General features: G+C 69.0%; 11 protein-coding genes. 5 read left to right on the plus strand and 6 right to left on the minus strand.

Translation table 11 applies throughout. The features are described from left to right. Window positions 1–29: 29 nt before the first annotated feature. The 6 genes from gyrB to dnaA form a co-directional block, all read right to left on the minus strand. On the minus strand, window positions 30–2,060 hold the full coding sequence (gyrB, locus tag ACWGN5_RS05885; RefSeq protein WP_453511607.1) for a DNA topoisomerase (ATP-hydrolyzing) subunit B: 2,031 nt from the start codon (window positions 2,058–2,060) through the stop codon (window positions 30–32). A 402-nt stretch (window positions 2,061–2,462) separates the two neighbouring features. Further along, on the minus strand, window positions 2,463–3,017 hold the full coding sequence (locus ACWGN5_RS05890; protein ID WP_453511609.1) for a DUF721 domain-containing protein: 555 nt from the start codon (window positions 3,015–3,017) through the stop codon (window positions 2,463–2,465). Continuing rightward, the gene (gene recF, locus ACWGN5_RS05895) at window positions 3,014–4,135 is read right to left on the minus strand and encodes a DNA replication/repair protein RecF (protein ID WP_453511610.1); all 1,122 of its coding nucleotides are present in this window, start codon (window positions 4,133–4,135) and stop codon (window positions 3,014–3,016) included. The genes ACWGN5_RS05890 and recF overlap by 4 nt, the downstream gene beginning before the upstream one ends. A 59-nt stretch (window positions 4,136–4,194) precedes the next feature. Further along, window positions 4,195–5,073, minus strand: a complete 879-nt coding sequence (gene gnd / locus ACWGN5_RS05900) for a phosphogluconate dehydrogenase (NAD(+)-dependent, decarboxylating) (RefSeq protein WP_453511611.1) — start codon at window positions 5,071–5,073, stop codon at window positions 4,195–4,197. Window positions 5,074–5,259: 186 nt separating this feature from the next. Continuing rightward, window positions 5,260–6,390: a DNA polymerase III subunit beta gene (gene dnaN / locus ACWGN5_RS05905; RefSeq protein WP_041130169.1), complete on the minus strand. Its 1,131-nt coding sequence runs from the start codon at window positions 6,388–6,390 to the stop codon at window positions 5,260–5,262. Between the two features lie 828 nt (window positions 6,391–7,218). Next, complete coding sequence (gene dnaA, locus ACWGN5_RS05910) at window positions 7,219–9,012, minus strand: chromosomal replication initiator protein DnaA (RefSeq protein WP_453511612.1); 1,794 nt, start codon at window positions 9,010–9,012, stop codon at window positions 7,219–7,221. A gap of 397 nt (window positions 9,013–9,409) precedes the next feature. Here dnaA and rpmH point away from each other — a divergent pair, with 397 nt between their 5' ends. Genes rpmH through ACWGN5_RS05935 form a run of 5 tightly spaced genes read left to right on the plus strand, consistent with a single transcriptional unit; the run spans window position 9,410 to window position 12,117 of the window. Beyond that, window positions 9,410–9,547, plus strand: coding sequence for a 50S ribosomal protein L34 (gene rpmH / locus ACWGN5_RS05915; protein WP_015659252.1), 138 nt, complete (start codon window positions 9,410–9,412; stop codon window positions 9,545–9,547). 21 nt (window positions 9,548–9,568) lie between these two features. Further along, window positions 9,569–9,940: a ribonuclease P protein component gene (gene rnpA, locus ACWGN5_RS05920; protein WP_078945981.1), complete on the plus strand. Its 372-nt coding sequence runs from the start codon at window positions 9,569–9,571 to the stop codon at window positions 9,938–9,940. Then, a complete protein-coding gene (gene yidD, locus ACWGN5_RS05925; protein ID WP_369145306.1) occupies window positions 9,937–10,263 on the plus strand; it encodes a membrane protein insertion efficiency factor YidD in 327 nt (108 codons plus the stop codon). Before rnpA ends, yidD begins: the two co-directional genes overlap by 4 nt. Window positions 10,264–10,266: 3 nt before the next feature. After that, a complete protein-coding gene (yidC, locus tag ACWGN5_RS05930; protein WP_453511614.1) occupies window positions 10,267–11,574 on the plus strand; it encodes a membrane protein insertase YidC in 1,308 nt (435 codons plus the stop codon). A 30-nt stretch (window positions 11,575–11,604) separates the two neighbouring features. After that, window positions 11,605–12,117 carry a Jag family protein gene (locus tag ACWGN5_RS05935; protein WP_030685783.1) on the plus strand — a complete coding sequence of 171 codons (513 nt, stop codon included), beginning with the start codon at window positions 11,605–11,607 and terminating at the stop codon, window positions 12,115–12,117. Window positions 12,118–12,137: the final 20 nt, after the last annotated feature.

Consider the following 12,137-nt stretch of genomic DNA (forward strand, 5'->3'; position numbering starts at 1 on the left):
GTCCTTTCGTACGGTCAGCTGAGACCGACTCAGATGTCGAGGAAGCGAACGTCCTTGGCGTTGCGCTGGATGAACGAGCGCCGTGCCTCGACGTCCTCGCCCATGAGCACCGAGAACAGGTCGTCGGCCTGGGCGGCGTCGTCCAGGGTGACCTGGCCGAGCACGCGGTGCTCGACGTCCATGGTGGTGACGCGCAGCTCCTCGGCGTTCATCTCGCCGAGGCCCTTGAAGCGCTGGATCGAGTCTTCCTTGATCCGCTTGCCGTTCTGCTTGCCGAGCTCGACGAGCGCGTCCCGCTCCCGGTCCGAGTACGCGTACTCGAAGTCGTCCCGGCCCCACTTGATCTTGTAGAGCGGCGGGCGGGAGAGGTAGACGTGCCCGGCCTCGACCAGCGGCCGCATGAAGCGGAAGAGGAAGGTGAGCAGCAGGGTGTTGATGTGCTGGCCGTCGACGTCGGCGTCCGCCATCAGGATGATCTTGTGATAGCGGAGCTTCTCGATGTCGAAGTCCTCGTGCACACCGGTGCCGAAGGCGGAGATCAGCGCCTGGACCTCGGTGTTCTGCAGGATCTTGTCGACGCGGGCCTTCTCGACGTTCAGGATCTTGCCGCGGATCGGCAGGATGGCCTGGTACATCGGGTTGCGGCCGGACTTGGCCGAGCCGCCGGCGGAGTCACCCTCGACGATGAAGATCTCGCACTTGGACGGGTCGTTCGACTGGCAGTCGGAGAGCTTGCCCGGGAGGGACGCCGACTCCAGGAGGCCCTTGCGGCGGGTCAGGTCGCGCGCCTTGCGCGCGGCCACGCGCGCGGTGGCGGCCTGGATCGACTTGCGGACGATGTCCGCGGCCTCGTTCGGGTTGCGGTCCAGCCAGTCGTTGAGGTGCTCGTAGACCGCCTTCTGCACGAAGGTCTTGACCTCCGTGTTGCCCAGCTTGGTCTTGGTCTGGCCCTCGAACTGCGGCTCGCTCAGCTTGACCGAGATGATCGCCGTCAGACCCTCGCGGATGTCGTCACCCGTGAGGTTGTCGTCCTTCTCGCGGAGCAGCTTCTTGTCGCGCGCGTACTTGTTGATCAGCGAGGTCAGCGCCGCACGGAAGCCCTCCTCGTGCGTGCCGCCCTCGTGGGTGTGGATGATGTTGGCGAAGGAGTACACGCCCTCGCTGTAGCCGCTGTTCCACTGCATCGCGACCTCGAGGGACAGGTTCTTGTCCTTGTCCTCGGCGTCGAGGTCGATCACGGTGGGGTGGATCAGCTCGCCCTTGCGCGAGTTGAGGTACTTCACGAAGTCGACGATGCCGCCCTCGTAGTGGTACCTGACCGTGCGCGCGCTCGGCTCGGCGGCCGCCTCGGCGTCCGGGTCGTCGGCGCCGACGGTCGCCTTCGCGGACTCGCGCTCGTCGGTGAGCGTGATCGTCAGGCCCTTGTTGAGGAAGGCCATCTCCTGGAAGCGCCGCGAGAGCGTCTCGAAGGAGTACTCGGTGGTCTCGAAGATGTCCGGGTCGGCCCAGAAGGTGACCGAGGTGCCGGTCTCGTCGGTCGCCTCGTGCTGGGCGAGCGGCGCCGTGGGGGCGCCCATCTTGTAGTCCTGCGTCCAGCGGTGGCCGTCCGTCCTGATCTCGACGGAGACCTTGGTGGACAGGGCGTTCACGACGGACACACCGACACCGTGCAGACCGCCGGAGACGGCGTAGCCGCCGCCGCCGAACTTGCCGCCCGCGTGCAGCACGGTCAGCACGACCTCGACGGCCGGCTTGCCCTCGGAGGCCACGATGCCCACCGGGATGCCACGGCCGTTGTCGACGACGCGCACGGCGCCGTCGGCCAGGATCGTCACGTCGATGGTGTCGGCATGGCCGGCCAGGGCTTCGTCGACCGAGTTGTCGACGACCTCCTGCACCATGTGGTGCAGACCGCGCTCGCCGGTCGAGCCGATGTACATGCCAGGGCGCTTGCGCACGGCATCCAGGCCTTCGAGGACCTGGATATTGCTGGCGGTGTACTGGGAGTTCTCGTTGGGGTCGCCGGAATCGGCCACGAAGCGCCCTTTCTGGCACAGCACAAGCCGTTCTCCGGGCATACCGGAGCGGCTGCGTCGTTCGACATGTTCCGCAGGGTGGCGGGATTGTCTCCCAGTCTACCGGTACCACGGACACTCATGGGGGTTTGCCGGTACCTGAATGCGCATGTGCCGCCCTGGGCGGGCGCGAGACGACTCCCCATATCCGGAGAGGGGCCCCAGAGCCCCCAGACGGCCACCCAGCGCTTCGAGCTGTGACGGCCAGTGGGCATCGATCGGCCGCGCGTTGTGGGCATGCGTTCCGCCACCCTGTGGGCAATCGTTCCGCAGGGCGTGGGGGTCCCCCCGGACGGAGTCTGGGGGAGGGTGGGCACAACCCACCCGCGCGGCGCCCTCCGCCTGGACCCGCGCCCCCCAGGACCCGGCGCAGCTCCGCCCGGCGCTCTAGCCGTACGTGTCCCCCGGCCCCACGGACCCCGGCGCCCGCAGCGGCCCGTACCCCCTGCGCGGAGCCCCCGGCCCCAGCACCTTGATCATCCGCACGGTCCCGTGCCCCAGGTCCTCGTTGAGACGCGCGACCAGCGTCGGCGCGAGCAGCCGCAGCTGCGTGGCCCATGCCGTCGAGTCGCACTGCACCGTCAACACCCGCGCATCCGGCTCGTCGTCGAACTTCAGCGGTACGCAGTGCTTCGCCAGGTCCTCGCCGACGATCTGCGGCCAGCGGCCCATGACCCCGCCGACCGCCGCCGGGGTCTCCCAGCCGCGCTCGGTGATCAGCCGGTTGATCGCGGCGCCGAGCGCCATCGGGTCGCGTCCGTCGGCGCGCGCGCCGGAGCGCAGCCCGCCCCCGCGCCGGGCCTGCTTCTTCTGCTGCGCGGCCGCGCCCTTCGCGCGGGCCTGCTCCTTGGCCGCGCGCAGCGCGACCCGGGCGAGATCCACACCCGACGGCTCGGGCGCGGCGGGCCTGTCCACAGGCTGTGGGGAATTCTCCTCGCTCATACCCGCTCCACCGTCCCGCCGGACACGGCGTACCGCGTGCCCGCGAGCACGCCCGGCACGTCGTCGTCCACCGCCGCCGTGACGAGCACCTGCTCGCCCGGCGCCACCAGCTCCGCGAGCCGCTCGCGCCGTCGGGCGTCCAGCTCGGCGAAGACGTCGTCGAGGACGAGGACCGGCTCGTTGCCCTCGGCCCGCAGCAGGTCGTACGAGGCGAGCCGCAGCGCCAGCGCGTACGACCAGGACTCGCCGTGGCTCGCGTACCCCTTCGCGGGGAGGTCGCCGAGCTTGAGGAGCAGCTCGTCCCGGTGGGGTCCGACGAGCGTGACGCCCCGCTCGATCTCCTGCTTGCGGACCTCGGCGAGGGCGGCGAGCAGCTGCTCGTACAGCTCCTCGCGGGTGTGCCCGGTGCCCGGCGCGGACGGCCGGTACTCGAGCAGGATCGGTCCGCCGCCGGGGGCGAGCTGCTCGTACGCCTTGTCGGCGAGCGGCTGCAGTACGCCGATGAGGTCGAGCCGCTGGGCGAGCAGCTCGGCGCCCGCCCTGGCCAGGTGCTGGTCCCAGACGTCCAGGGTCGACAGGTCCATGCCGCGGCCGCCGTGGCGCCGGGCCATCGCCGCCGACTTCAGGAGCGTGTTGCGCTGCTTGAGCACGCGCTCGTAGTCGGAGCGCACGCCCGCCATGCGCGGCGTGCGCGCCGTGATGAGCTCGTCGAGGAAGCGCCGGCGCTCGCCGGGGTCGCCCTTGATCAGCGCCAGGTCCTCGGGGGCGAACAGCACGGTCCGTACGATCCCGAGCACATCACGCGGTCTGACCTGCGAGGACCTGTTGATACGGGCGCGGTTGGCGCGGCCCGGGTTGAGTTCCAGCTCGATCAGCTGGGAGCGCTCGCCCTGGGTGACGGCAGCCCGGATGACCGCGCGCTCCGCCCCCATGCGGACGAGGGGGGCGTCGGAGGCGACGCGGTGGCTGCCGAGGGTCGCGAGATAGCCGACGGCCTCGACCAGGTTGGTCTTTCCCTGGCCGTTCGCGCCCACGAAAGCGGTGACGCCCGGGTCGAGCGGAACCTCGACCCGGGCGTACGAGCGGAAGTCGGCCAGCGAGAGATGCGTGACGTGCATGGTGGGCGCCGACCTTCTTCCCCCGGCGGCTGTGCACCGCGGGGTGCACAGCCTGTGGATTACTTCTTCGTCTCGACCGCGTGGCCGCCGAACTGGTTGCGCAGCGCGGCGATCATCTTCATCTGCGGGGAGTCGTCCTGACGGGAGGCGAACCGCGCGAACAGCGAGGCGGTGATCGCCGGGAGCGGGACGGCGTTGTCGATGGCGGCCTCGACCGTCCACCGGCCCTCGCCGGAGTCCGACGCGTAGCCCCGCAGCTTGTCCAGGTGCTCGTCCTCGTCCAGTGCGTTCACCGCGAGGTCGAGCAGCCAGGAACGGATGACCGTGCCCTCCTGCCAGGAGCGGAAGACCTCGCGCACGTCGGTGACGGAGTCGACCTTCTCCAGGAGCTCCCAGCCCTCGGCGTAGGCCTGCATCATCGCGTACTCGATGCCGTTGTGGACCATCTTCGCGAAGTGGCCGGCGCCGACCTTGCCCGCGTGGACCGAGCCGAACTCGCCCTCGGGCTTGAGCGCGTCGAAGATCGGCTGGACCTTCGCCACGTCCTCGGCGGAGCCGCCGTACATCAGCGCGTAGCCGTTCTCCAGGCCCCAGACGCCACCGGAGACGCCGCAGTCGACGAAGCCGATGCCCTTGGCGGCGAGCTCCTCGGCGTGCTTCTCGTCGTCGGTCCAGCGCGAGTTTCCGCCGTCCACGACGATGTCGCCGGGGGAGAGCAGGTCGGCCAGCTCGTCGATGGTGGACTGGGTCGCGGCACCGGCCGGGACCATGACCCACACGACGCGCGGACCCTTGAGCTTGCCCACAAGCTCTTCGAGGCTGTGGACATCGGCGAGGTCAGGATTGCGGTCGTATCCGACGACGGTGTGACCTGCGCGGCGGATGCGCTCACGCATGTTGCCGCCCATCTTGCCGAGACCGACGAGACCGAGCTCCATCAGAGATTCCTTAAGCGTCGTGTGCGGTTTACCCGGGTCCGAGCCTACGCCCGGACCCGGGTGCACACCTGTGGGGTCAGCCGCTCAGGCGATGCCCCGGAGAACCGGGATCAACCGGACAGCCGCACCGGCATACTGCGCCTTCCCGGGGGTGACCCCCGGACCCCCGGCAAGAACTGCCAGGCATCAGCCGGACAGCCGCACCGGCATGATCAGGTACTTGTAGGCCTCGTCCGCCTCGGCGTCGAGCGCGGGCTTGCCGCTCAGCAGCGCCGGCTTCGTGGAGGTCGTGAAGGAGAGCTGGGCGACCGGGGAGTCGATCGCGCTCAGACCGTCCAGGAGGAAGGTCGGGTTGAAGGCGATCGAGATGTCGTCGCCGTCCAGCTGCGCGTCCACACGTTCCACAGCCTGTGCGTCGTCGCTGGAGCCGGCCTCCAGGATGAGCACGCCCTGCTCGAAGCTCAGCCGGACCGGGGTGTTGCGCTCGGCCACCAGGGCCACACGCTTGACGGCCTCCACGAAGGGGGCGGTCTCGATCACCGCGACCGAGTTGAACTCGGTGGGGAAGAGCGTCCGGTACTTCGGGAGGTCGCCCTCCAGGAGGCGGGTGGTGGTGCGGCGGCCCGCGCCCTCGAAGCCGATGAGGCCCTCGCCCTTGCCGGAGCCCGAGAGCGCCAGGGTCACCGTGTCGCCGCTGGTGAGCGCCTTGGCGGTGTCCAGGAGGGTCTTCGCGGGCACCAGGGCGACCGCGGAGGCGTCCGGGGACTCCGGCTTCCACAGGAACTCGCGGACCGCGAAGCGGTAGCGGTCGGTGGAGGCCAGGGTGACCGTGTCGCCCTCGATCTCGATGCGCACACCGGTGAGGACGGGCAGCGTGTCGTCACGGCCGGCGGCGATGGCCACCTGCGCGGCGGCGGAGGCGAAGACCTCACCGGGGACGGTGCCGGTCGCGGTGGGCATCTCCGGCAGCGCCGGGTACTCCTCCACAGGCAGGGTGTGGAGGGTGAAGCGGGAGGAGCCGCAGACCACGGTCGCCCGTACACCGTCTGTGGAGATCTCCACGGGACGGTTGGGGAGGGCGCGGCAGATGTCGGCGAGCAGCCGGCCGGAGACGAGGACGGTGCCGTCCTCCTCCACCTCGGCCTCGACGGAGACCCGCGCGGAGACCTCGTAGTCGAAGCTCGAGAAGCTCAGGGCGCCGTCCTCGGCCTTCAGGAGAAGGCCCGCGAGCACGGGCGCCGGCGGACGGGCCGGGAGGCTGCGGGCCACCCAGGCCACCGCCTCCGCGAGTACATCGCGCTCCACCCGGATCTTCACCGGAACCGCCTCCTGCTGTTGCTGGCTCTTCGTCGACTGCGGGAACCAGTCTGACGTACGCCACCGACACTCGGTGCTGCTCGGGGTCAAGTCGCGACAAGAGCGAGCCGGAGCTCCGGCGCCGAGTTGTGCACAGGTCCCACTTCGAAGCGAATTCCGGGCTAACTCTATGTGGGAGTAGTAGTAGGGCCTGTGGAAACCGTGGATAACGTCATTTTCGCAGGTCAGGCGCGGTTTTTTGTCCACCGAGGCTGTGGGTGGAGCCCGTGGACAACCGGGGGTTTCTGTGGACACCCGAAAGTTCTGCACAGCCGGTACACAGGCCATGGGGAGTTCTCCCCAGCGCTGTCCCCAGCTTTCCCCAGGTTCCCCACAGCCCAAACGTCTCCCTTGGTGTGACCGCTTTCACTCGGCCCAGTGAGCGGGGGCGTTTCGTTGCCGAACAGTGGACAGCGGTGTGGAGAAGCTGTGGGCAACGGGCCGCTGCCTGTGGGCAGCCAGTGGACAACCTTCGGGACCCCCTGTGGACGAAAGATTCATCCACAGCCTGTGGAGATCGTTTGCCAACAATTCCACAAGGGGCTGACCTGGGGTGATGGTCTGTCACCAGGCCGGCCTGTGGACACAATCCGGATAACTCGACAGTCCCCACCCTGTGGACGGGAGATCATCCCCCAATCTGTGGAGAACCCGCCACCGGAACGGAGTAATCGAACACGGCAGGGGCGGTTGGGGACTCCCGGAGCGCCGCGGGAACGACGAAGGGCGCCCCGGGAGGTGTCCCGGAGCGCCCTCGGAGCGCTTCTGGAGCGGCCGTGGAGGCCCGCGTCAGCCGTTCTTGATGCGGTTGGTGAGTTCGGTGACCTGGTTGTAGATGGAGCGCCGCTCCGCCATCAGGGCACGGATCTTCCGGTCCGCGTGCATCACCGTCGTGTGGTCGCGGCCGCCGAACTGCGCGCCGATCTTCGGCAGCGACAGGTCCGTGAGCTCACGGCACAGGTACATGGCGATCTGCCGTGCCGTCACCAGGACCCGGCTGCGCGAGGATCCACAGAGGTCCTCCACCGTCAGACCGAAGTAGTCGGCGGTGGCCGCCATGATGGCGGGAGCGGTGATCTCCGGCGAGCTGTCCTCGCCCCCGGGGATCAGGTCCTTGAGGACGATCTCGGTCAGACCGAGGTCCACCGGCTGCCGGTTGAGGCTCGCGAAGGCCGTCACCCGGATCAGCGCGCCCTCCAGCTCTCGGATGTTCCGCGAGATCCGGGAGGCGATGAACTCCAGTACCTCCGGCGGGGCGTTGAGCTGCTCCTGCACCGCCTTCTTGCGGAGGATCGCGATGCGCGTCTCCAGCTCCGGCGGCTGCACATCGGTGGTGAGTCCCCACTCGAAGCGGTTGCGGAGCCGGTCCTCCAGGGTCACCAGCTGCTTGGGCGGCCGGTCCGAGGAGAGCACGATCTGCTTGTTCGCGTTGTGGAGCGTATTGAAGGTGTGGAAGAACTCCTCCTGCGTCGACTCCTTGCTCGCGAGGAACTGGATGTCGTCGACGAGCAGGATGTCCACATCGCGGTAGCGCTTGCGGAAGGCGTCGCCCTTGCCGTCGCGGATCGAGTTGATGAACTCGTTGGTGAACTCCTCGGAGCTCACGTACCGCACGCGCGTGCCCGGGTAGAGGCTCCGCGCGTAGTGCCCGATCGCGTGCAGCAGGTGGGTCTTGCCGAGACCCGACTCCCCGTAGATGAAGAGCGGGTTGTACGCCTTCGCCGGCGCCTCGGCCACCGCGACGGCCGCCGCGTGCGCGAACCGGTTCGAGGAACCGATGACGAAGGTGTCGAAGAGGTACTTGGGGTTCAGCCGGGCGTGCTGCTCGCCCGGAGCGCCGGCGCCCTGCCCGGAGGACGAGGAGCCGGGACCGCCGCCCGGCACACCGCCGGGGCCGGGGACCGGACCGCCGGGGCGGGGGCCGGGACGAGGACCGTGGTTCTGCGGGTCGGGCAGCTCGGCGCGCTCGGGCCGCGGCGTCTCGTAGCCGCGGGCCGGCTCGTCGTAGCGGGTCCCGCGGGACTGCTCGGGACCGGCCGGGCTGCTGGGACCGGTGTACGGGGCGCGCTCCTGGTATCCGCCGAGCCGCGGCTGCTGCCAGGAGAGGTCCTCCTGGGTGCGCGGCCAGGCGCCGGGGTCGGGCCGCTGCGGCTGCGGGTAGTCCGGGTAGGCGGGGCGGGCGGTGGGCAGCCCGTCGTCGGGCATCGGCCGGTGGCCGTACCCGTCGTACTTCTCGTACGGCTCGGGCTGGGCGCGCTCGTCGTAGCGGGGCTGCTGCTGCACCGGGGGCGCCGGCGGCGTCGGCTCGCCGACGGAGTCGTCGACGGTGATCGCGATCCGGATCGGCCGGCCGCACTCACGGCTGAGGGTCTCGCTGATCAGCGGGGCGAGCCGGCCCTCAAGGACCCGCTTCCCCCACTCGTTGGGCACGGCGAGCAGCGCGGTGTCCGCGACCAGGGCGAGCGGCTGGCAGCGCTCGATCCACTGCTTGTCCTTGGGCTCGATTCCCTGCTGGCCCTCGGCGAGGAGCTGCTCGAGGACGCGTGGCCACACTGCGGCAAGATCGGCAGGTACGTCAGCCACAGGGCACGCTTTCTCGCAGGTCCCACGAAGGTGTGGTTCTCGGGGACAGTGGGTCGAAGTCCGTGAGGACGGGTCCGCCCGGGACAGGTGAGGACAGAACGGAAGAAGATTGTGGAGACCGTCCACGGTAGTCGGGCCGGATGACGTGGTTCAAGTTGTTGTCCACAGCCTGTGCACAATGGGGGGTGGCGACAGGTCGGTTTGACCGGATGGCGTAGCCGCGCGTACCGTAACCAGGTCGAGTTGTCGATGGCTGCTGCCGCCTGCCTCCGATGGGCAAAGATCACGGTCAGTGATCGTGTAGCGGTGCACTCGGGCGTATTGCGAGCTACTCGTGGGCGCACGGTGACAGCCAGGCGATGTCCCGCCATCTACGAATCATTTCTGGAGCCCCCGAGTGAGCAAGCGCACCTTCCAGCCGAACAACCGTCGTCGCGCGAAGACCCACGGCTTCCGCCTGCGCATGCGCACCCGTGCCGGCCGCGCCATCCTGGCGAACCGCCGTGCCAAGGGTCGCGCGAGCCTGTCCGCCTGATCCACTTAAACAGGTCATGACGTGCTGCCTACCGAGAATCGGCTGAGGCGGCGCGAGGACTTCGCAACCGCGGTACGCCGAGGACGCCGGGCCGGTCGCCCGCTTCTCGTCGTCCACCTACGCAGCGGTGCAACGGACCCGCACGCGCCTGGGGAGAGCGCTCCCCCGACGCGTGCGGGTTTCGTCGTGAGCAAGGCCGTGGGCGGTGCGGTCGTACGCAACCAGGTGAAGCGACGCCTGCGCCATCTCGTCCGCGACCGCCTCTCCGAGCTGCCCCCCGGTAGCCTGGTGGTCGTACGGGCGTTGCCCGGAGCCGGCGACGCCGATCACGCACAGCTGGCCCGAGACCTGGACGCCGCTCTCCAGCGGCTGCTGGGAGGGGGCACGCGATGAAGTACCCGCTGCTGGCTCTCATCAAGCTGTACCAGTGGACGATCAGCCCTCTTCTGGGCCCCGTCTGCCGGTACTACCCGTCGTGTTCCCACTACGGATTCACGGCCATCGACCGGCATGGCGCGATCAAGGGCACGGCCCTGACCGCCTGGCGGATCCTGCGGTGCAACCCGTGGTCGCCCGGCGGTGTGGATCACGTCCCCCCGCGCAAGCGCCCCCGCTGGCACGAGATGCTGCGGAACGCGCTGCGCGGCGACAAGGGCGGGCCCACCGCCGAGACGAGCCCGGCCGCCGAGACCTCGCCCAATGCTCAAGGAGCCTGATTAGTGGACACGATTGCCAATTTCTTCAGCTTCATCACCACACCTGTCTCATGGGTGATCGTCCAGTTCCACAAGATGTACGGGGCGATCTTCGGCCCTGACACGGGCTGGGCCTGGGGACTGTCGATCGTGTCCCTCGTGGTGCTGATCCGCATCTGCCTGATCCCGCTCTTCGTGAAGCAGATCAAGTCGACGCGGAACATGCAGGCGCTCCAGCCGAAGATGAAGGCGATCCAGGAGCGCTACAAGAGCGACAAGCAGCGTCAGTCCGAAGAGATGATGAAGCTGTACAAGGAGACGGGTACCAACCCGCTCTCCTCGTGCCTTCCCATCCTGGCGCAGTCGCCGTTCTTCTTCGCCCTGTACTCGGTGCTCTCGCACATCGCCGAGGGCAAGACGATCGGCGTCATCAACCAGTCGCTGCTCGACAGCGCCCGTCAGGCCCACATCTTCGGCGCCCCGCTGGCCGCCAAGTTCATGGACAGCCCCGAGAAGGTCGAGGCCCTCGGTGCCTCGATCACCGATGTCCGCATCGTCACCGCGGTCATGATCGTCCTGATGTCGGCCTCGCAGTTCTTCACCCAGCGCCAGCTGATGATGAAGAACGTCGACCTCTCGGTGAAGACCCCGTACATGCAGCAGCAGAAGATGCTCATGTACATCTTCCCGCTGATCTTCGCCGGCATGGGCATCAACTTCCCCGTCGGCGTCCTCGTCTACTGGCTGACCACGAACGTGTGGACCATGGGCCAGCAGATGTACGTGATCAACCAGAACCCGACCCCGGGCAGCAAGGCGCAGGACGCCTACCTCCAGCGCCTGCTGAAGAGCGTCACGCACAGTGGTGAGGTCAAGGGCCGCCGCCGGAAGAACATCGTCAAGGTCATTGTCGAGAAGGGCAGCGACCGCAACGAGAACGAGCGCCGCTTCTTCGTCGGCCTCTCCAAGGCCGGCTTCGCCGCCCAGGCGGACGGCACCGTGATCAAGAGCGACACGATCGTGGCCGAGGCCGAGGGCGGTGCCGCCGCCAAGCGCCAGCAGCCCAAGCGCCAGACCAAGGCCCAGCGTCAGGCCGCCGCCCAGCAGGCCAAGGGCGCCGAGGCCGACGAGGCAGCGGAGGCCACCGAGGAGGCGGGCTCGGACGCCGAGCCCAAGACCTCGCTGGAGAAGAAGCCGGAGACCCCCGGCAAGGGCGACACGCAGGGTCAGTCCTCCGGCCGCAGCCGCGCCACCTCGGGCGGCAACCGCCAGGGCAAGTCCGGTCAGCGCAAGGGCCAGCAGCGGCCCAAGCACCCGTCCTCCAAGAAGTAAGCCCTCCCAGAAGCAAGAAGGAGTCCATCCGTGACGGAAGGCACCACCTCCGCCGCCGCCGAGGGTGGCGACACCCTGACCCGCCTGGAGCAGGAGGGTGAGATCGCGGCCGACTACCTCGAGGGCCTGCTCGACATCGCCGACCTCGACGGCGACATCGACATGGACGTCGAGGCGGACCGGGCCGCGGTCTCGATCATCAGCGACTCCAGCAGCCGCGACCTGCAGAAGCTCGTGGGCCGCGACGGCGAGGTCCTGGAGGCGCTCCAGGAGCTGACGCGCCTGGCCGTGCACCGCGAGACCGGTGACCGCAGCCGGCTGATGCTCGACATCGCCGGCTTCCGGGCCAAGAAGCGCGCCGAGCTCGCCGAGCTGGGCGCCAAGGCCGCCGCCGAGGTGAAGTCCACCGGCCAGCCGGTCAAGCTGGACCCGATGACGCCGTTCGAGCGCAAGGTCGTGCACGACGCGATCGCCGCCGCCGGTCTGCGCAGCGAGTCCGAGGGCGAGGAGCCGCAGCGCTTCGTCGTCGTGCTCCCGGCCTGAACCCTCACGTAGTGTCGGCC

The organism is Streptomyces sp. NPDC055815 (genome assembly GCF_053616475.1).